A 20,242-nucleotide genomic window follows, 5' to 3' on the forward strand; every position below is an offset into this window, starting at 1 on the left:
ATCGATCGTTGGAGAAGGATGTAAGCATGGCCCTGGCTTTTGTTAGAGGCGGACAAGGCCGAGCTTGCGCATATTCCGCAAGGCCTGCGGGGCGATGCTTTCCAAATCCCGAAGGTTGCGCCATTCGGCAGCATGCACCTCCCGCAGATCGGGCCGTATTACATCGCTCTCCAATGCCCTCACCACATAGCGCATATCATGGTGCCAATGCTCGGGCTCATCCCGCTCGGGCCGTGCCGGTATGCGGTGGCTGTCGATGTCGATGGGCACGAGGGATGCTTCATGCCACGGGTCGAGCACAAGACCGTGGAGGCCTGTTTCCTCCATAGCCTCCCGAAGAGCGGAGCCCGCCAGATCGTCCGGCGGCTCGTAATGACCGCCCGGCTGAAGCCAGCGCCCGAGGGAACGGTGGTGGATCAGGAGGATGCGCCGTCCTGCCCGGTCGAGGATGAACGCCGATGTCGTGACATGCCCAGGAAAGGTGCGGCGGGAATGAATGTCGTCCCCGCTTTCGATCTGGCGCCGGAGGATGGTGTGTCGGTCGTCGGGCACGCCGAAGGCCCCGGCGTGATCGTCGAGGATCCCTTTGACCTGATGCCGGAAGACTGCCGGATCGAAACTCACGGATGCGGTCTCCTAGCCTTCCATCACCTTGGCGAACGCATCCTTGTAGTCGGGATGCCAGCGTGACAGCGGCGGGCGATTCTCGATGAGGTCCTCGGCGGCCCAGCGGATGCGCTTCTCGTCCATCTCCCTGGTCGTCTCGTTGTCGGGGCAGAGCACGTAGAAATCGTTCCGCCCCAGGGCCGGCAGCAGGAACTCGATGACCTGCTCCGGCTCCCAGGCGCCGGCCGGCTTCTCCGTGAGGCCTCTCGCCCTGGTGAAGCCCGTATAGACGAAGCCCGGGATGAGGAGATGCGCGCTCACCTGGCAATCGGGCGTATTGCGCAGTTCATGGGCGAGGGCCTCGGTGAAAACCTTCACGCCGGCCTTGGAGATGTTGTAGGCGGTGTTGCCGGGCGGCGTGGTGATGCCCTGTTTCGATCCCGTATTGATGATCGCGCACGGGCTCTTATGTTCGATCATGGACGGGGCGAAGACCTGCACGCCGTTGATGACGCCCCAGAGATTCGTCTCGAGTATCGCACGCCAGCGCTGCGGACCCCCGAACATCTGCCCGCCGCCCTCGGTCCCGGCATTGTTCATCAGCACAGCCACCTCGCCGAAGGCCGCATGGACCTTGTCCTTGAGGCTCTCGACATCCTCCAGGCGACTGACGTCGGTCGCCACCGCAAGCACGTTCTCCGGCTGGCCCGCAACGCGTGCCACGTCCTCCGCGCTGCGCCGGAGCGCTTCGCCCTCGAGATCCGCCAGGCAGACCTTCATCCCGAGTTCCGCGAACCGCCTGGCGGCCGCAAGCCCGATGCCGCTTGCGGCTCCCGTGATGACGGCGACGCGGTCGGGGGCGATTGCTGGATGCTGGGCCATCGCTGGTTTCCTTCGTTCTTGCTCGGGAGAGGTCTGAATTTCGACGATGAGCCCAAAGTGGCGCGCAGCGGAACGTTCGCCAAGGGCAGTGGATGGATCGGCAATATGCGTCCGGCACATCGCTCGCTGCATTGTCGTCCCTGGCCAGAGCGTCAGCGCAGGGGAAGAGAATCCATGGCACCACACCAGTCAGTGGGTATCCCTCCCGGTCTTCCAGCCGTCGGAAATGACACCCTCCCCGTCATGGCCGGCCTTGTGCCGGCCATCCCGATACGGAGAAGTAATGCGCCTTTCGCATCGAGATCACCGGCACAAGGCCGGTGATGACGTGGTGGAGAGGAGTTCCAATTCCAAAAGAAAAAGCCCCGCGTCTCTGCGGGGCTCTGGAGGTAAAGGGTCTATTCCGCGTCTGATGATTTCAGCGGCCGGACATTCGTTTCGATCTCCTCCTCGTCGAGGAGGGTCGGATCGTCCTCCTGCGCGTCGAGGCGCGTCTTCTTGCGCAGCGAGATGTACTTTTTCTGGATCTTGATGCGGCTTTCGCGGGCGATCTCGAGGGCGCCCTGCATGAGGGAGCGCTCGGCCTTCTCGTTCTGCAATTCCTCCGTGAGGCGGCGGTTGGCGGCCTCCAGGGTGTTGCGCTCCTGCTCGAAGCGCTTGGTGACCTGGTCGATGCGCTCGGAGAGGCTCGTCAGCTTGTTGTCGGAGCTTTCGATCTGGAAGTCCTTGGCCGCGATGGCCTTGTTGAGCATCTCGACGCGCTCCTGCAGCTCGATGCGCGAGCGCTGGAGTTCGTTGACCATGGCCACCTGACGCTCGACTTCCTGTTGAGTCGCCTCAAGGCGTCGGTCGAGGGTGTTCTTTTCGATCGTGGTCTCTTTCAAGGTGCGCTCGACGCCGCGCAGAGCCTCGTTCTTGTCGCGCAGCTGGTCGCGGGTATGGGCCAGGATCTTGTCCGTGGCGGACAGGCGGGAATTGAGGCCCTCGATCTTCATGTCGAGGGAGGACAGATCGGTCTGATGGGCGGAGCGCTCGGAATCGATCTGGGTTTCCAGACGCTGGCGCAGCACCTGCTCGGCCATGAGCTTGGTCTCGAGCTCGGAGGCGCGCTGGCGCGTGGCCTCGAGCTGCGTTTCCACTTCACCATAACGGTTGGTCAGGCTGGAGAGACGGTAATTCTGCTCCTCGGCCACCTTCTGCAGGCGCTTGACCTCATGATCGAGCAGGCCGTTGCGCTCGCGGGTCTCGATGAGCTCCCGCTCGGCACGAGCCACCGTCTGGTCCGCCTCCTGCGCCTCGAGACGCAGAGCCTGGTTCTCCTCCGTGATGTTGCGGGCGCGCTCGGTCTCGATGGAAAGCTGGTTCTCCAGGTCGGCGACGATCGCCTCCTTGTCCTTCACGTTGAGGCGCAGATCCTCGATGAAGGAATCCTGATCGCGGACCCTGGCCTCCGCCTTGCGCAGCTGGGCGACGGCAGAGTTCAGGTCGTCCACAATCCGGGCATGAAGGCTGTTGAGATCGCCGAGTTCCCGGCGCAGGGCCACGGTCGTGTCGGTTTCCTGCCTGAGCACCGCCTCGGTCTCGAGCAGGCGCGACTGAAGCTGTGGATAGCTGCGGATGAGGTCGTTCACCGGCTCGTTGAGAAGGGCGAAATCCTCCTTGAGGCTGCGGATCTCCTCCAGCCGGTCGATCATGTTGGCGAAGCGGACGCGGATCAGCTCGTTCTTCTGGCCGACGGAATCGAGCGCTCCGTTGGGGCGAACCACGATCGTCTCGCCTTTTTCCGGAGGCGCAACGGCAGGCGCAGCAACGGCCTCGGCGCTCTCGTCTCCCTGATGCAGGGGGCTGCCCCCAGCCTCATCGTGCCTCTTGCCAAAACGGTTTCTGAAAGACGTCCATCCCGAAGACATGTGCCGGCCCTTACGCCCCTGAAATTCACACTTTCCTAACTTTTAGCTCAGATAGGAGCGGTTTGGAAATGAAATTTCGTTGCGTAAGAATGTAGCAGCCCTACTCTGCCGCGATGGTTAACGGCTGGGAGACGCGCTTCTGGAGACCGGCCGCCTCCAGGGCTTCCGGCATCGGCCCGCCGGTCGCCCAATCGAGAAGCTCGACCGTATGGACGATGGGGATCTCGGTGCCCTTCCCGATCTGGGTCATGCAGCCGATATTGCCGGTGGCGATGAGATCCGGCCTGGTGCGCTCGATATTGGCGACTTTCCGGGCCCGGAGCTGGGCGGCGATCTCCGGCTGGAGCAGGTTGTAGGTGCCGGCCGATCCGCAGCAGATATGACCTTCCGGCACGTCCTTTACTGTAAAGCCCGCCTGCTTCAGCAGGGTCTTCGGCTCGGTGCGGATCGCCTGCCCGTGCTGCATGGAGCACGCCGAATGGTAGGCCACCACGAGATCCGTCTCACGTACCGGCTCCATGAGCGTCAGGGACGTGACGTATTCCGTGATGTCCTTGGCGATGGCGGAGACGCGGGCCGCCTTCTCGGCGTAATCCGGGTCCTCCCGGAACATGAAGCCGTAATCCTTGATCGTCGTGCCGCAGCCCGACGCCGTGATGATGATGGCATCGAGCCCCTCCCCGTCCATCTCGGCGATCCAGGCGTCGATGTTGCGCCTGGCGAAGCCGTGGGCCTCCTCGTCGCGACCCATGTGGTGCACGAGCGCGCCGCAGCAGCCCTCCCCCTTGGGCTGGACCACGTCGACCCCGTGGCGGTTGAGGAGGCGAACGGCCGCCTCGTTGAAGCCCGGCTTGAGCACCGGCTGGGCGCAGCCGGACAGAATGGCGACCCGGCCCCGGCGCTCCCCGTGCGCCTTGAAGGTGCCGGGCTGGTCGAAGGGCGACCGCGCGGGAGCCTTCACCGGCGCCAGGTCGATCATCGCCTGCAGGCGGTTGCCGAGGAGCGGCAGCGCTCCGATCACGCCCTTGAGGGGCTTGGCCAGCATCGCCGCGCCCAGGGCGAAGCGGAAGCGGTTCGGATACGGCAGCACGCTGGCGAGAACCCAGCGCAGGAGCCGATCGTGCCAGGGCCGGGTATAGGTGGCCTCGATATAGGCGCGGGCATGATCGACCAGATGCATGTAATGCACGCCGGACGGACAGGTGGTCATGCAGGACAGGCACGAGAGGCAGCGGTCGATATGCTTGACCACCTCCGGAGAGGCGGGCTTCCCGCTCTCCAGCATGTCCTTCATCAGGTAGATGCGCCCGCGCGGGGAATCGAGCTCGTCGCCGAGCAGCAGATAGGTCGGGCAGGTGGCGGTGCAGAAGCCGCAATGGACGCAGGTCCGGAGGATCTTCTCCGAACTGGCCATGGCGGGATCTCTGAGCTGATCGGGCGTGAAATTGGTTTGCATCGTTTTATCTCACATCGCCCCTTGCCATCGATTGATGGCGTCAATGGGATGGATCAGCATGATGATGTTCAGGATCAGGTTGTCGCGGATCCAGAACCCGACGAAGGCTTCCATGATCACGGCCAGCAGAACCGTCAGCCAGACCGGCCAGAGGCGCGCCAGCACGAACCCGGCGATCATCGCGAATATGTCAGAAACCGAATTGATGACGCTGTCGCCATAATAATCGAGCGCGATGTTCGTTGCACGATAACGATCGATGACCGCGCTGGTGTTCTCGGCGATCTCCCACGTGGCCTCCAGGCCGATGGCGAGCAGAAGCGCGACACCGAGGGGAAGCGCCTTTCCGCGCAAGACGCCGATGCTCCAGGCTCCCAGATAGAACAGGAAGCCGTGGATGACGTGGGAGGGCGTGTACCAATCGGTCAGGTGCTGCGAATTGCCGGAATCCTTGACGGTTCCGTGCCACAGTTCAACGGTGCCGCAGGTGCAGATCGGCGTCCGGCCCATCATCAGAAGGATGACGGCCGTGAGGGCAATGAGCCCGAGGGCGAGCCCGGCGATGAGCGCCGTCCGCGAGGCGCTCGACGTCCTTGCCTCCGACGCGAGAGAAGCCGTGCCCGCCATCTCAGATCCCCGCATACATCCGGCCCGGATTGAGAATTCCGGCCGGATCCAAGGAAGCCTTGATGCCGCGGGTGAGCGTCATGAGCGCCTCCGGCTGCGGCTCGAATACGTCTAGGGTGGAACGGATTTCGGCCGGTGCGCGCACGAGGGTGGCATGACCGCCGAAGGCTCTGGTCGCCTCGCGCATGACGGAGGCGCCCGAATCGCCGTCGATCGGCGTCGAGATCCAGAGAAGCCCGCCGCCCCAATCGTAGAACCATTGCGCATCGAGGGATCGTGCAACCTGGGCGACGAGATCCGGTCCCTTCATCGGCGCGGTCGACACGCGCCAGACCGCCCGATTGCCCTGATCCGTCAGCAGCGTCGCATCGCGCACCGATTGCCAGAGCGCCTCGGCCCCGACGCCTTCGAGCAGATCCATGAACCGGAAGCGCTTCAGCAGGCGCTTGAGCTCGTTCATGCGGTAATCGACCGAGACCCTGAACCCTTCGAGGCGGATCAGCGTGCTGCCGCCGCGCCGGTCGCGGTCGGGAACATGGGCTGCGCCCGTCACGTCGAAGGGCGATCCGAGGGCCATCGACAGGGCCTCGATGCCCTGCCTGTCGTCGAGGCCGCGGATGACGAGGGTCGCCATGCGCTCCTGCTTGGGCAGAACCTTGAAGGTGACCTCGGTGAGAAAGCCGAGCGTGCCCCAGGAGCCGGCCAGGAGTTTTACGAGGTCGAGGCCCGTCACGTTCTTCATCACGCGGCCGCCCGATTTCACCACCTCGCCGCGCCCGTTGACGAAGCGCACACCGATCAGGCTGTCGCGGGCGGCGCCCGCCATGATCCGGCGCGGGCCGGAGATGTTCATGGCCGCGATGGCGCCGATGGTCGGATCGCCCCTGGTGCCGAGGAGCGAACGGTAATCCATCGGCTCGAACGGCAGCTCCTGCCCTTTCGCGGCCAGCACCCGCATGACCTCCAGCACCGGCGTGCCGCTGCGGGCGGAGATCACCAGTTCCGCCGGCTCGTAGAGCGTGATCCCGGCCATGGCGGAGGACGAGATCGAGGCGTCGGTCTGGTTCGGCCGGCCCATCGGCGCCTTCGTGCCATTGCCGGAAACGTTCAGAAGCGTGCCCGTTGCGGCGGCTTCGCGGATGATGATCGATGCGTCCTGCTCGTCGCGGGGGGTATGGGTGGTCACGCGGCGAACCTTCCTTCGAGCGGGAATACCTTTGCGGGGTTGAGCAGCCATTGAGGATCGAACACGCCGCGCACGCGCATCTGCTGCTCCAGGTCGGCGGCGTTGAACTGATGGGTCATCAGATCCCGTTTCTCGATGCCGACCCCATGCTCGCCGGTGAGGCAGCCGCCGACTTCCACGCAGAGCTTGAGGATGTCCTCCCCCGCCTTCTCGGCCTTCTCCATCTCGCCCGGCACGTTGGTGTTGAACATGACGAGCGGATGCAGGTTGCCGTCGCCCGCGTGGAACACGTTGGCGACGCCGAGCCCGTAGGATTTCACGATCTCGTCGATCCGGTTGAGCACGTAGGGCAGCTGCCCCGTCGGGATCGTGCCGTCCATGCAGATGTAATCGGCCACGCGCCCCGTGGCCCCGAAGGCCGATTTGCGCCCCTTCCAGATCGCCGCGCTCTCGGCCTCCGATTGCGAGACCTTCATGGTCTTCGGCTTGAACGGTTCCGCAATCGCGACGATGCGGCGCAGCATGTCGTCGATCTCCGCATCGGAGCCCTCGACCTCCACGATCAGCATGGCCTCCACGTCGAGCGGATAGCCCGCATGGGCGAAGGCCTCGCAGATCTGGATCGCGGGCTTGTCCATGTATTCGAGCGCTACGGGAATGATGCCCGCCCCGATGATCGCCGCCACGCAGGCGCCCGCATCCTCCGCCCTCTCGAAGCCGAAGAGCGCCGGCCGCGCGCCCTCGGCCGCGCGCAGGATCCGCACCACCGCCTCCGTCACCACGCCGAGCTGGCCTTCGGAGCCGCAGACGAGGCCCAGGAGATCGTAGCCCGGCGCGTCCAGGTGCTCGCCGCCGATCTCCACCACCGTGCCGTCGAGGAGCACCATGGTGACGCCCAGAAGATTGTTGGTGGTCACGCCGTATTTCAGGCAATGGGCGCCGCCCGAATTCATCGCGATATTGCCCGCGATGGTGCAGGCGAGCTGGCTCGACGGATCGGGGGCGTAGAAAAAGCCCTCATGCGCCACCGCCTGACTGATGCCGAGATTGGTGATGCCCGATTGAACGCGCGCCGTGCGCCCCTCGAAACTGACGTCCAGCACCCGGTTCATCTTGGCGACGCCGAGCACGATCGCGTCGGCTTGAGGGATCGCACCGCCGCAGAGCGACGTTCCGGCCCCACGCGGCACCACCTTCACGCCGTTCGCGTGGCAGAAGCGCAGGATCGCCGACACTTCCTCAGTGGTGGAAGGCAGCACGACCGCCAGCGGTATCTGGCGATAGGAGGTCAGACCGTCGGTCTCGAAGGCGCGGCGCTCATCCTCGGAAACGATCAGCGCCTCCGACGCGACAAGGCGTCCCAAACCCTCGACGATCTCCTTCCGGCGCGCCAGAACCCTTTCGTCCGGTCTCGGAAATGCAATGGTCATGGCACCCTCCTGGAGGAATCATCGCTGCGTTCAAGGAATGGCTACCTTAACAATAAGGCGGCTTTCCCTGGTGGCGTTTTCCAATAATGTAGAATCTCTCTAAGATGGGACAGGTGTCCAGCAAAGGAGTTTTTGATGCGTTCCTTCGTTCTATCCGCCGCCCTGCTTCTCGCCGGGCTCGGGTCTGCCCAGGCCCAGGATGCGGCCGCCGGCGAGAAGGTGTTTGCACAATGCCGGGCCTGTCACCAAGTCGGGGAAAGCGCCAAGAATGCCGTGGGCCCGGTGCTGAACGGCCTCTTCGGCCGCCACTCGGGATCCGTCGAAGGCTACAACTACTCCCCGGCCAACAAGAATTCCGGCATCACCTGGGACGAGGCGACGTTCAAGGAATACATCCAGAACCCGCGCGCCAAGATTCCCGGCACCAAGATGGTCTATGCCGGCCTCAAGGACGAGCAGCGGATCAACGACCTCGTCGCCTATCTCAAGCAGTTCGACGCTTCGGGCAAGAAGGCGACCCAATGAGCGTTCTGATGTCGCAGGGCCGTCCGGCGAAACCCCGCGTCGGCCTTTTCGTCACCTGCCTCGTCGACCTGATGCGCCCCTCCGTGGGCTTTGCGGCCGTGAAACTCCTGGAGGATGCCGGCTGCATCGTCGATGCTCCCGTGCAGACCTGCTGCGGCCAGCCGGCCTACAACTCGGGCGATCGCGGCACGACGCGCGATCTGGCCATGCAGGTGATCGAAGCGTTCCACGGCTACGATTACGTGGTTGCCCCCTCCGGCTCCTGCGCCGGCATGATCAAGGCCCACTACCCGGAACTCTTCGAGGAGGATCCGAACTGGCGTGCCAAGGCCGATGCGCTTGCAGCCAAGACTTATGAACTCACGAGCTTCCTGGTCGACGTGCTCGGCGTCACCAAGGTCGGTGCCTCCTTCGATGGCGCCGTCACCTATCACGATTCCTGCTCAGGCTTGCGGGAACTCGGCGTGAAGACCCAGCCGCGCCGCCTCCTCGCCAGCATGGAGGGCCTGACCCTCGTCGAGATGAAGGACAGCGATGTCTGCTGCGGCTTCGGCGGCACGTTCGCGGTAAAATACAGCGACATCTCGGGCGCCATCGTCGATGCCAAGGCCAGGAACGTCGAGGATGCCCATGTGCCCACCCTGCTGGCAGGCGATCTCGGCTGCCTCATGAACATGGCCGGCAAGCTCAGCCGCGACGGCAAGCCGATCCACGTGCGCCACGTGGCGGAGGTTCTCGCCGGCATGACGGACGAGCCGCCGATCGCTGCCGGGAAGGAAGCACGTTCCGCATGACGGAATACGGCCACATTGCCGCCAGGCTCTTCCAGATGGATGAGCGGGTCTGGGAGCGGCATGCAAGCCCGTGGAGCGTCTGGACACGCGTGGCATCCCTGCCCCTCCTCCTTGCAGCGATCTGGAGCCATGTCTGGCTCGGGATCTGGGCCTTGGTCCCCGTGGCACTCGTGGTTCTCTGGCTCTGGCTCAACCCGCGCCTGTTCCCGGCTCCTGCTAGAAGGAACGGCTGGAGCGCGAAGGCGACCTTCGGGGAACGTGTCTGGCTCAATCGAAAGGCCGTGCCGATCCCTGAACATCATGCTCGTGCCGCACACATCCTGACCGCCATCTCCGCAGCGGGCTTTGCTCTGGCCTTGGTCGGAGCTCTGCTGAACGACCTCCTCGCCACGGTGTCCGGCGGACTGATCGCCTGGTTTGCAAAGATGTGGTTTTGCGATCGCATGGTCTGGCTCTATGACGAGATGAAAGACAAGCATCCCCCCTATGCCGAATGGCAACGGGTCGGACAGAAAGAGGTCAGATGACCGTTCATTCCACTTCTCCCCAGTTCAAGCAGAATGCCGCGCGGGCGCTGAACGACGACCAGCTGCAGAAGGCGCTGGGCAACGTGAAGCAGGGCTTCATCGACAAGCGCCAGATGGCCGCCGACAAGCTGCCGGAGTTCGAGGCGCTGCGGGATGCCGCGCGCGACATCAAGAACCACACGCTGGAGCATCTCGACCTCTACCTCGAAGCCTACGAGGAGAAGGTGAAGGCCTCCGGCGGGCACGTCCATTTCGCCCGCGATGCGCAGGAAGCCCGCGACATCATCCTGACCATCTGCCGCGAGGCCGGTGCCAGGACGGTCACGAAGGGCAAGTCCATGATCTCGGAGGAGATCGGGATCAACCATCACCTGGAAGCGAACGGCATCCGGCCCGTCGAGACGGATCTCGGCGAGTACATCATCCAGCTCCGCAACGAGTTGCCGAGCCACATCATCGCGCCCGCCGTCCACCTCAACGCCACCCAGGTGGAGGAGGATTTCCGGCGCGTTCACACCCATCTCGACGCCAAGCGCGATCTCTCGGAGCCCGTGCAGCTCCTCACCGAGGCGCGCGCCGTCCTGCGCGAGCGCTTCCTCGCGGCGGATGTGGGCATCACGGGCGCCAACTTCCTCGTCGCCGAGACCGGCACGTCGATCATCGTGACGAACGAGGGCAACGGCGATCTCACCCAAATTCTGCCGAAGACGCATATCGTGCTGGCGTCCCTCGAGAAGCTCGTTCCGACGCTGGAGGATGTGAGCCAGCTGCTGCGCGTGCTCGCCCGCTCGGCGACCGGGCAGGAGCTCTCGGTCTACACCACCTTCTCCACCGGTCCCCGCCGCAGCGCCGACGCGGACGGGCCGGAGAACTACCACGTGGTTCTCATCGACAACGGCCGCTCCTCCATGCTCGGGACGAGCTTCGAGGAGATGCTGCGCTGCATCCGCTGCGGCGCCTGCATGAACCATTGCCCGGTCTATCACGCGGTCGGCGGGCACGCCTATGGCTGGGTCTATCCCGGCCCCATGGGCGCAGTGCTCACGCCGTCCCTGATCGGCGTCGACAAGGCGGGCCACCTGCCCAACGCTTCCACCTTCTGCGGGCGCTGCGAGAGCGTGTGCCCCGTGCGCATTCCGTTGCCCAAGCTCATGCGCCACTGGCGCGAGCGGGAATTCGAGCGGCACCTGACGCCCGCCACCGTGCGCTCGGGCCTCCAGCTCTGGGGCTTCTTCGCCAAGCGCCCTGCCCTCTACCGGCTGGCCACCCGCGTCGCCATGGGCGCCCTCGCTCTGGCGGGCCGCCGGCGCGGACGCTTCACGTGGCTGCCCCTGTCGAAGGGCTGGACGAAGTATCGTGATTTCCCGGCCCCGCAGGGCGAGACGTTCCAGCAGCGCTGGAAGCGCGAGCGCCGGGGAACCCACGCATGAGCGCCCGCGACGACATCCTCGCCAACATCCGCCGGTCGCTCGGCGTCAAGGGCAGCGAGACCATCCGGCAGCAGATCGTGGCGGACCGCCTGGAACGCGCGCCCAAAGGCGTGATCCCCAAGCGTGGACAGGTCTCGGGCGACGAGCGGATTGCTCTCTTCAAGACCATGGTCGAGACGGCGCTCGCCACGGTGACGGAGGTCGCCTCCCCGGCGGAGGTGCCGCAATCGATCGCGCTCTTCCTGCGCAACCACAACCTGCCCGCGACCCTGCGCATGGGCGACGATCCGCGCCTCAAGGCCATGCCATGGTCCGACACGACCCTCGAGATCGCCCATGGGCCGAGCCGGGGCAGCGATCTCAATGCGGTGAGCCATGCCTTCGGGGGCATTGCGGAATCCGGCACGCTGGCCATGGTGTCCGGCTCGGACAATCCCTCCACCCTCAACTTCCTGCCCGACAACCACATCATTGTGGTCTCGGCCAAGGATATCGCGAGCGACTACGAATCCGTCTGGAACCGGGTGCGCTTCGCCTATGGCAAGGGCTCCATGCCGCGCACGGTGAACTGGATCACCGGCCCGTCCCGCTCCGGCGACATCGAGCAGACCCTGCTGCTCGGCGCCCACGGTCCGCGGCGGCTCCACGTGGTGGTGGTGCGGGACTGAGGGCGAGGCGCGCAAAGTCAGGGCCTCGCATCCAATTCAAGGCATAAGCCGCCCCTTCCCGTCATCACCGGCCTCGCGCCGGTGATCCCGATTGGTTGAAGCGCCGCGCTCTTCCGATCGGGATGGCCGGGCCTGTCCCGGCCATGACGGCAGGGGTACTGATGCGACTGGATGATGGAAAACGCTGGAAGAGCCGCGGCCTCTCACCCACCTCCACCACGTCATCACCGGCCTTGTGCCGGTGATCTCGATGCGAAAGGCGCAGCGCTCTTCTGATCGAGATGGCCGGCACAAGGCCGGCCATGACGGGAAGGTTTCAGCCCGTCGCCCCTCCCCGCTCGAGGAAAAGCGCATGGCTTTTCTCAAGCGCCTGCGGAGCATTCGATTTCACAAGCCGTCCGGCTGAGCCATAATTGTCCGGCAAAGCAGCTGTGAAGCTTGGAGCCTCGGCATGTCCATTCCGACACTGATTTTCCGCACCATCCGCTGGTCGGCCTGGGACGGTTGCGCAACGGGAATGGAGCATGTGGATGTGCGGCCGGCCGACGGAGGGCTCCATATCTCCGGCGTCGTGATCGCCCAGGAAGGTGAGAACAAGTTCGGTCTCACCTATCGCCTCAAGCTGGATGCCCTGTGGCACACGAAGGAGGTTCACGTGAGAACCACCTCCGGCCAGGCGCTGCATCTGGAGAGCGACGGCCGGGGGCATTGGCAGGAGAACGGCAAGGACCGGTCGGATCTCCAGGGCTGCATCGATGTCGACATCCAGGCGACGCCGCTCACCAACACCTTACCCATCCGGCGCCTCGATCTTGAGACCGGCGAGAGCATGGACATCCGCCTCTGCTACATCGACGTGCCTGGTCTGACCGTCGCACCCTCCGACCAGCGCTACACGGCACTCGAAACAGGCTCCCTTTATCGTTTCGACAGCCTGGAGAGCGGCTTCACAGCAGACCTGCCGGTGGACGGGGACGGTTTCGTCCTGGACTACCCCGGATTGTTCAAGCGCCTCGCCTGAGCGTTACGGCTTAACCGTGACATCTGGGCACAGGGAATAGGGCTGGCGCTTGGCCCATTTCTCAGCTAAGTATTTGAAATCGCATGTAGTTTTTAGTCATTCTAAACTAGAACAACAAATGATCGTCTGCTCCTGCAACATCCTCTCCGACGGTGATGTCAAAGCGTGCCTCAGGCCGGGACCGGAATGTCCGCGTACCCCGGCGCAGGTCTATCGCTGTCTCGGCTGCAGTCCCAATTGCGGGCGCTGCGCGCGGACGATCCGCGCCATCATGGACCAGGCCCTGAGTGACGCGGGCGTGGAACCACTCGCCGCCTGCAACCGCGGCTGCTGCCCGACGACACTGGAAAAAGCGGCTGCCGAACCTACCCTTTGAACAAAAGGACTTTCACCCTAGTTCATAAATCCTCTAAAGAATGGTCCGGCGCATCCGGCGCCGATTGGACGAGAGGGTAGGATGAAGGGTGATCCCAAGGTAGTCGAGTATCTCAATCGCGGCCTGCGTAGCGAGCTGACGGCGGTCAACCAGTACTGGCTGCATTACCGGCTGCTGGACGATTGGGGATACAAGGAGCTTGCGAAAACCTGGCGCAAGGAATCCATCGAGGAGATGCACCACGCGGATCGCTTCATCGAGCGCATCATTTTCCTCGAGGGCTTCGCCAACCTGCAAGTGCTCGATCCCCTGCGCATCGGCCAGAACATCCAGGAAATCCTCGAATCGGACCTCGCGGCGGAATACGACGCCCGTAACCTCTACGGGGAGGCCGCCGCCTATTGCGAGAGCGTGGGCGACCGTGTTTCCAAGATCCTGTTCGAAGAGCTGATGAAGGATGAGGAAGGCCATATCGACTTCCTCGAGACCCAGATCAATCTTGTCGAGCAGGTCGGCATCGAGCTCTACGCCCAGAAACATATCGGCGGCCTCGACGATCACGATTAAGATTCTGCTTCCAGTAAAACAGAACAATACCCTCCCCGTCATCACCGGCCTTGTGCCGGTGATCTCGATCCGAAAAGCCCTGCGCTTTTCTCGATCCGGATGGCCGGGACGGATCCCCGGATCACGTCCGGGGACGGCCCTTACGTCAAGAGGGGAGCGGTGTGGGCCTTCTGCTTGTCACACCGACTGAGCGAGCTTCTCCGGCTCCTCGATCGAGGCGATCGGCAGGGTCACGAGGCGCAATTCCGGGTCGTCCGGATCGATGCGGATGGAGAAGCCGAGGCTGCGACACATGTCGAGCATGGTGGAGTTCTCGCGCAGAACCTGCCCCTCGATCTCGTGCAGCCCCTCGGATTTCGCCCATTCGATCATCAGCCGCATCAACTCCCAGCCCAATCCGAGGCCCTTGAGGTCGGAGCGGAGAAGGATGCCGTACTCGCCGGTCTCATGATTGGCATCCGCGTGGAGACGGACCGCGCCCATCATTTCCCCAGTCTCCTCATCGAAGGCCACGAAGGCTATGGCGCGGGCGTAATCGAGTTGCGTCAGGCGGGCCAGGAACATGTGGCTGAAATCCCGGACCGGGGCGAAGAAGCGAAGACGTAAGTCTTCCGGGGTGATCTTCTCGAAAAAGCGCCGGAACTCCTCCTCGTCCTCCGGCCGCACAGGCCGCACGAACGCCTCACGCCCGTTGCGAAGCTTGATGTGGCGCTCCCATTCCCTGGGATAGGGCCTGACGGCAAAACGCGGATGGCCGCTGCCCTTGCGGGTTTCGGGCGCGACCGCCACGCGGGCATCGACCGCGATCACACCGGTATGGTCGGCCAGCAGCGGGTTGATGTCGAGCTCACGGATCTCGGGCAGATCGGCCGCCATCTGGGCCAGCTTCACCAAGGTGAGGGCAATTGCACCTTCGTCGGCAGCCGGGACGTCCCGATAGGCCTTGAGGCGGCGCGACACGCGGGTGCGGGCGATCAGGTCGTGGGCGAGCTTGAGATCGAGCGGCGGCAGCGCCAGCGCCTTGTCGTTGATGACCTCGACCGCCGTGCCGCCGCGCCCGAACAGCACGACGGGGCCGAAGGAGGGATCGTCCGCCAGGCCGACGATCAGCTCGCGGGCCTTCGCCCGCCGCACCATGGGCTGAACGGTCACGCCGGTCACGTGGGCCTGGGGCTTCAGGCGGGCGGCACGCTCGAAGATGTCGGTAGCCGCCTTTTTCACCGCTTCCTCGGTCGTGAGATCGAGCTTCACGCCGCCGATGTCGGATTTGTGCACGATGTCGGGCGAGAGCACCTTGACGGCTACCGTGCCGCCCTCGGCAATGATCGGACGGGCCGCCTCGGCCGCCTCCTCCGGCGTCGTCGCGAGGGTCACCGGGGCGGTCGGAATGTCGTAGGCCCGCAGGAGCGCGTTGACCTCGAGCGGGTCGAGCCAGCGGCGGTTCTGCGCGAGCACGTGCTCGACCACCGCGCGGGCTGCCTCCGGATCCGGCTCGAAGTCGCGCGGGAGGTTATCGGGCGTCTCCATCAGCTGATCCTGCGCCTCCCGGTAGCGCACGAGCTGCATGAAGCCGCGGACCGCATCGGCCTCCGTCGCATAATGGGGAATACGCGCCTCCTCGAAGACGCGGGCCGAGTCCGGATCCTCGCCGATCCAGGCGGCAAAGACCGGCTTCTGGCGATAGCCCCTGGCACGATCGCGCTTGACCACATTGGCGACAGCCGCGGCCACATCGGACGCGCCGGCGATAGCGGTCGGCACGTTGAGGATGAGAACGGCATCGTTCTCCGGATCGGCGAGGAGGGCCTCGAGGGCTCCCGCATAACGGGCCGGGTCCGCATCCCCGACGATGTCGATGGGATTGGCATGGGACCAGGTCGGCGGCAGGATGGAGTCGAGAGCGTTCCGCGTTTTCTCCGACAGAGTGGCGAGGGTGCCGCCGAGATCGACCAGCCGGTCGACGGCGAGAACCCCGATGCCACCTCCATTGGTAAGAACTGCCAATCGACTTCCAGGAAACGGCTTCTGCCGGCCCAGCGTCTCGGCTGCGGCGAAGAGTTGATCGAGATCGAGAACCCGCAACAGGCCGGCCCGGCGGAAGGCGGCGTCATAGACCGCATCGGAGCCGGCCAGGGCCCCGGTATGGGTCGCGGCGGCCTTCGCTCCTTGAGCATGCCGTCCGGCCTTGATGACCACAACCGGCTTCACGCGCGCGGCGGCACGGGCGGCCGACATGAACTTCTGCGCGTTGTCGATGGACTCGATATAGAGCAGGATCGCCCGGGTCCCGCTGTCGGCGGAGAAGAAATCCAGGCAATCGCTGAAATCCACGTCGACCTTGTCGCCCAGCGAAACGATGGCCGAAAAGCCGACCTGCCGCTGGGCCGCCCATTCCACGAGGCCCGCCGCGAGAGCACCGGACTGGGACACGAGAGCCAAGTCTCCGGGCCTGACGCTGCGGGCCGCAAAGCTGGCATTCATCTTGGCACGGGGCGCCAGAACGCCGATGCAGTTCGGACCGACGATGCGCAGGCCATGGGCGCGTGCCGCAAGCCTGACCTGATCGCCCAGAGAGTTCGGTCCGTAGCCCATTCCCGCCGTAGCCACGATGGCGGCGCTCACGCCCACGCTCCCGGCCTCCTCGATCACGCCGAGCACTCGCTCGGTCGGCACGGCGACGACGATGAGGTCCGGCACCTCGGGCAGCTGGGACAGGGAGGCGAAGCAGGGCCTTCCCTCGACTTCGACATGATGTGGATTGACGGGAAAAAGCTCTCCCTCGAAGCTGCCTGCTATAAGATTGCGAAGGAAGGTCAGGCCGAGAGAGCCGGGACGCGGACTCGCGCCGACCACCGCGATGGAACGGGGAGCAAACAGCTTGTCGAGGCGATAGGTAGACATGACGATCCTTCGTCTCGTGGCCATCCGGAGTCAGTACGTATTGCAGCCACTTATAATCGCAATATGGACCGACACCGTTGACTGATCGCAATTGGGCGCCAGGCGGTCGGCGCTCTGACCGAAAATGCTTCAGCGCACCCAGCGATACCGGGCATCCGGACAACGCTCTTCATTGCCTGAACCGTCCGTCATTGTGATCAGCCTGAAGCCTTGCCGCTCATAGAAGCGGCGGGCCTGGACGTTCTTCTGAAACGTCCAGAGATTCAACTCGTCGTGATCTTCCCTGACTGTGGCGAGCAGAGTCGATCCCACACCCCGGCCGTGCCACGCCGGATCGACATAGAGATGATCAAGCCAATCGAGCTTTGCCCCGGCAAATCCGATCAGTTGCGGGCCGGCCGCGGCCAGCCAGACCTCGGATGTCGGAAAAACCTGCTCCTGAAAGAATGTCAGATCCTCATCCGGCGTATGAAGATCCGGCAGGTAATGCAGGCAGGTCTTGCGCACGTGGCGGTTCAATCGCGCGACAGCCGACATGTCCGACAAGGCGGCGCGGCGCAGGGTGAAGCGAGACACTATTCCGCCAGAACCCGCGTCGGCGGGAAGATCACTTCGACGAGCGTTCCCTCGCTCGGCTGGCTCGCGATCTGGAGAGCGCCCCTGTTCGCCTCGACGAGTGCCTTGGTCAGCGGCAATCCAAGACCGGTGCCGCCGCGCTTGCGCGAGGTGGCGAGCTGCCGGAACGGCTCGAGGGCGGCCTCGACTTCCTCCGGCGTCATGCCGATGCCGGTGTCCCGCACCCGGAATGCGACCTCGCCCCGGTCGGTCACGGCCGTGGAGACGATGACCTGCCCGCCCGCATCGGTGAACTTGATGGCATTGGAGACGAGGTTGAGCACGATCTGGCGCATGGAGCGCTCATCGGCCACCACCGGCGGCAGCTTGGGTGCAAAACTCATGCGCATGACGATGCGGTCGCGCGCGGCCTGTGGCTGGAGCAGGGTCACGCAGGACGAGACCAGTTCATTCAGGCTGACACCCGTGAAGGACAATTCCAGCCGCCCGGCCTCGATCTTCGCCAGATCCAGCAGATCGTTCACGAGGCTGATCACATGGGAGCCGGAGGCGTGAACGTCCTTGAGGTATTCCTTGTAGCGGTCATTGCCGATGGCCCCGAACCGCTCCTCGAGCATGACCTCGGCAAAGCCGAGAATGGCGTTCAAGGGTGTGCGGATTTCATGGCTGATCTTGGCCAGAAGATCCGATTTCTGGGCGCTCGCCTCCTCGGCCGCATGCTTGGCGCCGATCAGTTCGCCCTCAGCCTTCTTGAAGGCCGTAATGTCGCGAAGAACCGCACAGAACCGGCGATCGGGCCCATCGCCCAGACGCCCCATGGTCATGAAGAGCGGAATCGATCCGCCCTGCCGTTCCCGGCCCAGAACCTCGCGCCCGTCGTTGAGCAAGCTTCTGACACCGGGAGTGCGCAGGCTTTCGAGATAGTCGAGGGCCACCATATGGCTCTCGGGCGCCAGGAGCACGGTGATGGCATCGCCTGCCACGGCCTGCTCGTCATAGCCGAACAGAGCTTCGGCTGAACGGTTGAGGGAGAGGATGCGCCCCGTCTCGTTGAGGACGATGACTCCGTCGGTCGCCGTATCGAGGATCGCCTCAAGCTCATGGACGCGGCCGTCCTGCGGAGGCGACGGAGCCTCTGTGCCGGACGACTTGCGGATGAGCATGAGGTCCGCCGGCTCGCCATCCCATTCGGCCAAGGAGGAGCGCACGGTGACGGCGATGTTCTTGTTCCCCCGTGTGGTGAGTGCGAGCGCGGAATCCTCGTCCCCTTGTCCGCCAAGCGCGGGAGAGCCGCGGAACAGATGCACGAGACCGCCCTCGGCTCGGATCTGCTCGACATCGTCATGGCCGGTCAGGTCCAGGAGGAAGCGGTTGGCGAAAAGGATGGTCTCGCCACGGTGGACCAAGATCCCGATCGGCAGCCGGTCAAGGACAGAATTGCCATTGACGGGAGCCGCTGGCGGCGGAGGAGCCCGCTCGATCCCGGCCACGGGCTCAGTCTTTTCCGAAGCTGCCGCTTCTTCTCGGCTTCCATCCTGAACAGGCGTGTCTTCCTCAAGGCGCGCTCCGAGCGCGCGCGCGATCTCACGGAAGGCGTTGCGCTCCGCATTGGAGAGGCCCGATGCCGGAGCTGGCTTCTCGGCCGGACGGATTGGCTCGGCAGGTTCCGGATTGCTGTTGCCTAGCGCTTCAGCCACCTGATCGCGAAGGTTCGAAAACCAGCTTTCCTCCTCGGGCGGTTCGGGCTCGGCAGCGGGCTCTAGCGCCGGCATTTCCTCAGGCGGCCGGAATGGGAACGTCTCGTCATGGGCCAAGCTCTGCGCAATCAGATCGGCGGCGGCGTCGGAGGCCTCGCGCTCCTGGACGGCATCCATGCGCAGGAGGCCGAAGCCGCGGAAGCCAATGAGTTTCCGGCCCGGACCGAAGACGGGCATGCCGGCCCAGTCGACTGGCACCTGCAGGCGTGAATTGTCGATGTTCCAAAGGACCGTGCGTCCGCTCCAAGTCTCGCGGCGGGCGAACAGCGCCGCAACGGCTCCGCTCGGATCCTCGACGACCGAGCGGGCTACCTCGTCCCAGGTCTGTCCGACGATGTTGCCGGCCATCGCTCCAACAGCTTGGGCAAGATCGGCTGACACATCGGTGAAACGAGTTTCCGCATCCGTATGCCAGATGAAACGGATCGGACCGGGACGCCTTTCCGGCTGAGGAGCGGCTTCGGCTTGCGTGACAGGTTCAAGATTTGCGGGCTCGGCCCGCCGTGCCGTACGAGAAAAGGAGGATGCTTTGGGCACGGGTCCCATGAATGCGGTCACGAGAACGGTCTCGCCGTTCTCGTGGGACGCCAGGCGACAGATGACGGGGACCGGCAGCCAGGGGCGGGTCGGATCGAGCCGCAGCCGCTCCTGGTGGACGCCCTGCCGCGGCGCCTGGCCGCTGGCCAGGGCCTTGATACGATCACGCGCCCGGAAGCCTGGGTTGACCCGGCCGGCTTCATCCACAAAGGAGTCCCGCAACCCCTCGGCGGCCGGCGATGCCCAGAGCAGCCTCTCCCCTGTCTGATCCCAGACGAGGACGCCCGCTCCGGACCCAGCCAAAAGGCTCAAGTCCGGCTCGGCGGCAAGCCGCGCAATCAGCGCTTCGAATGGGTTGGGGACACCCGTCATCAACGGCCCTTGCTGTGAAAGGTCTCAGAGAAACCTCTTCGGGAGCTTCTAGACTAATATCAGCAGCCAAGCATGCAAGGCAGGACACTTGAAT

General features: G+C 64.5%; 18 protein-coding genes. 8 read left to right on the forward strand and 10 right to left on the reverse strand.

Annotated features, from left to right (window positions below; translation table 11 throughout):
- Positions 1 to 42: 42 nt before the first annotated feature.
- The 7 genes from KHP60_RS25245 to KHP60_RS17090 all read right to left on the reverse strand — a co-directional run bounded on the left by KHP60_RS25245 (position 43) and on the right by KHP60_RS17090 (position 8,097).
- Positions 43 to 624 (reverse strand): NUDIX hydrolase, encoded by a 582-nt coding sequence (locus KHP60_RS25245; protein WP_213565529.1) that lies wholly within the window; start codon positions 622 to 624, stop codon positions 43 to 45.
- Between the two features lie 12 nt (positions 625 to 636).
- Complete coding sequence (locus KHP60_RS17065; protein ID WP_213565530.1) at positions 637 to 1,488, reverse strand: SDR family NAD(P)-dependent oxidoreductase; 852 nt, start codon at positions 1,486 to 1,488, stop codon at positions 637 to 639.
- A 398-nt stretch (positions 1,489 to 1,886) separates the two neighbouring features.
- Positions 1,887 to 3,254 (reverse strand): chromosome partitioning protein ParA, encoded by a 1,368-nt coding sequence (locus KHP60_RS17070; RefSeq protein ID WP_213565531.1) that lies wholly within the window; start codon positions 3,252 to 3,254, stop codon positions 1,887 to 1,889.
- A 244-nt stretch (positions 3,255 to 3,498) separates the two neighbouring features.
- Complete coding sequence (gene glcF / locus KHP60_RS17075) at positions 3,499 to 4,854, reverse strand: glycolate oxidase subunit GlcF (protein ID WP_213565532.1); 1,356 nt, start codon at positions 4,852 to 4,854, stop codon at positions 3,499 to 3,501.
- A gap of 9 nt (positions 4,855 to 4,863) precedes the next feature.
- Positions 4,864 to 5,481, reverse strand: a complete 618-nt coding sequence (locus KHP60_RS17080; RefSeq protein WP_213565533.1) for a DUF2585 family protein — start codon at positions 5,479 to 5,481, stop codon at positions 4,864 to 4,866.
- Position 5,482: 1 nt separating this feature from the next.
- Positions 5,483 to 6,667: an FAD-binding protein gene (locus KHP60_RS17085; protein ID WP_213565534.1), complete on the reverse strand. Its 1,185-nt coding sequence runs from the start codon at positions 6,665 to 6,667 to the stop codon at positions 5,483 to 5,485.
- Entirely contained in the window at positions 6,664 to 8,097 is a 1,434-nt protein-coding gene (locus tag KHP60_RS17090) for an FAD-linked oxidase C-terminal domain-containing protein (protein ID WP_213565535.1), read from the reverse strand. Before KHP60_RS17090 ends, KHP60_RS17085 begins: the two co-directional genes overlap by 4 nt.
- A 135-nt stretch (positions 8,098 to 8,232) precedes the next feature.
- Between KHP60_RS17090 and KHP60_RS17095 the strand changes: the two genes are divergently transcribed.
- From KHP60_RS17095 to bfr, 8 genes are all read left to right on the forward strand, one after another.
- Entirely contained in the window at positions 8,233 to 8,622 is a 390-nt protein-coding gene (locus KHP60_RS17095) for a cytochrome c family protein (RefSeq protein WP_213565536.1), read from the forward strand.
- On the forward strand, positions 8,619 to 9,416 hold the full coding sequence (locus KHP60_RS17100) for a (Fe-S)-binding protein (protein WP_213565537.1): 798 nt from the start codon (positions 8,619 to 8,621) through the stop codon (positions 9,414 to 9,416). Before KHP60_RS17095 ends, KHP60_RS17100 begins: the two co-directional genes overlap by 4 nt.
- Positions 9,413 to 9,943: a DUF6653 family protein gene (locus KHP60_RS17105; protein WP_249688872.1), complete on the forward strand. Its 531-nt coding sequence runs from the start codon at positions 9,413 to 9,415 to the stop codon at positions 9,941 to 9,943. Before KHP60_RS17100 ends, KHP60_RS17105 begins: the two co-directional genes overlap by 4 nt.
- Entirely contained in the window at positions 9,940 to 11,373 is a 1,434-nt protein-coding gene (locus KHP60_RS17110) for a LutB/LldF family L-lactate oxidation iron-sulfur protein (RefSeq protein WP_213565538.1), read from the forward strand. Before KHP60_RS17105 ends, KHP60_RS17110 begins: the two co-directional genes overlap by 4 nt.
- Complete coding sequence (locus KHP60_RS17115; RefSeq protein WP_213565539.1) at positions 11,370 to 12,041, forward strand: lactate utilization protein; 672 nt, start codon at positions 11,370 to 11,372, stop codon at positions 12,039 to 12,041. The genes KHP60_RS17110 and KHP60_RS17115 overlap by 4 nt, the downstream gene beginning before the upstream one ends.
- Before the next feature lie 451 nt (positions 12,042 to 12,492).
- Positions 12,493 to 13,062 (forward strand): putative glycolipid-binding domain-containing protein, encoded by a 570-nt coding sequence (locus KHP60_RS17120; protein ID WP_213565540.1) that lies wholly within the window; start codon positions 12,493 to 12,495, stop codon positions 13,060 to 13,062.
- 118 nt (positions 13,063 to 13,180) lie between these two features.
- Positions 13,181 to 13,438 (forward strand): bacterioferritin-associated ferredoxin, encoded by a 258-nt coding sequence (locus KHP60_RS17125; protein ID WP_213565541.1) that lies wholly within the window; start codon positions 13,181 to 13,183, stop codon positions 13,436 to 13,438.
- Between the two features lie 81 nt (positions 13,439 to 13,519).
- Positions 13,520 to 14,005, forward strand: coding sequence for a bacterioferritin (bfr, locus tag KHP60_RS17130; RefSeq protein ID WP_213565542.1), 486 nt, complete (start codon positions 13,520 to 13,522; stop codon positions 14,003 to 14,005).
- 177 nt (positions 14,006 to 14,182) lie between these two features.
- On the opposite strand, the gene KHP60_RS17135 is transcribed toward bfr, so the two are convergent.
- The 3 genes from KHP60_RS17135 to KHP60_RS17145 all read right to left on the reverse strand — a co-directional run bounded on the left by KHP60_RS17135 (position 14,183) and on the right by KHP60_RS17145 (position 20,148).
- Complete coding sequence (locus tag KHP60_RS17135; protein WP_213565544.1) at positions 14,183 to 16,906, reverse strand: bifunctional acetate--CoA ligase family protein/GNAT family N-acetyltransferase; 2,724 nt, start codon at positions 16,904 to 16,906, stop codon at positions 14,183 to 14,185.
- A gap of 129 nt (positions 16,907 to 17,035) precedes the next feature.
- Positions 17,036 to 17,482, reverse strand: a complete 447-nt coding sequence (locus KHP60_RS17140; protein WP_311925112.1) for a GNAT family N-acetyltransferase — start codon at positions 17,480 to 17,482, stop codon at positions 17,036 to 17,038.
- A complete protein-coding gene (locus tag KHP60_RS17145) occupies positions 17,482 to 20,148 on the reverse strand; it encodes a HAMP domain-containing sensor histidine kinase (RefSeq protein ID WP_213565545.1) in 2,667 nt (888 codons plus the stop codon). The genes KHP60_RS17140 and KHP60_RS17145 overlap by 1 nt, the downstream gene beginning before the upstream one ends.
- Positions 20,149 to 20,242 lie beyond the last annotated feature (94 nt).

It is taken from the genome of Microvirga sp. 3-52, from assembly GCF_018383585.1.
Taxonomy (GTDB): Bacteria; Pseudomonadota; Alphaproteobacteria; order Rhizobiales; family Beijerinckiaceae; genus Microvirga.

What these genes read in the sequence shown, in the direction of transcription:
- bfr (WP_213565542.1), top strand. Translation starts at nt 13,520, where the DNA reads ATGAAGGGTGATCCCAAGGTAGTCGAGTATCTCAATCGCGGCCTGCGT.
- KHP60_RS17115 (WP_213565539.1), top strand. Translation starts at nt 11,370, where the DNA reads ATGAGCGCCCGCGACGACATCCTCGCCAACATCCGCCGGTCGCTCGGC.
- KHP60_RS17090 (WP_213565535.1), bottom strand. Translation starts at nt 8,097, where the DNA reads ATGACCATTGCATTTCCGAGACCGGACGAAAGGGTTCTGGCGCGCCGG.
- KHP60_RS17120 (WP_213565540.1), top strand. Translation starts at nt 12,493, where the DNA reads ATGTCCATTCCGACACTGATTTTCCGCACCATCCGCTGGTCGGCCTGG.
- KHP60_RS17125 (WP_213565541.1), top strand. Translation starts at nt 13,181, where the DNA reads ATGATCGTCTGCTCCTGCAACATCCTCTCCGACGGTGATGTCAAAGCG.
- KHP60_RS17145 (WP_213565545.1), bottom strand. Translation starts at nt 20,148, where the DNA reads ATGACGGGTGTCCCCAACCCATTCGAAGCGCTGATTGCGCGGCTTGCC.
- KHP60_RS17095 (WP_213565536.1), top strand. Translation starts at nt 8,233, where the DNA reads ATGCGTTCCTTCGTTCTATCCGCCGCCCTGCTTCTCGCCGGGCTCGGG.
- glcF (WP_213565532.1), bottom strand. Translation starts at nt 4,854, where the DNA reads ATGCAAACCAATTTCACGCCCGATCAGCTCAGAGATCCCGCCATGGCC.
- KHP60_RS17135 (WP_213565544.1), bottom strand. Translation starts at nt 16,906, where the DNA reads ATGTCTACCTATCGCCTCGACAAGCTGTTTGCTCCCCGTTCCATCGCG.
- KHP60_RS17065 (WP_213565530.1), bottom strand. Translation starts at nt 1,488, where the DNA reads ATGGCCCAGCATCCAGCAATCGCCCCCGACCGCGTCGCCGTCATCACG.
- KHP60_RS17110 (WP_213565538.1), top strand. Translation starts at nt 9,940, where the DNA reads ATGACCGTTCATTCCACTTCTCCCCAGTTCAAGCAGAATGCCGCGCGG.
- KHP60_RS17100 (WP_213565537.1), top strand. Translation starts at nt 8,619, where the DNA reads ATGAGCGTTCTGATGTCGCAGGGCCGTCCGGCGAAACCCCGCGTCGGC.
- KHP60_RS17080 (WP_213565533.1), bottom strand. Translation starts at nt 5,481, where the DNA reads ATGGCGGGCACGGCTTCTCTCGCGTCGGAGGCAAGGACGTCGAGCGCC.
- KHP60_RS17105 (WP_249688872.1), top strand. Translation starts at nt 9,413, where the DNA reads ATGACGGAATACGGCCACATTGCCGCCAGGCTCTTCCAGATGGATGAG.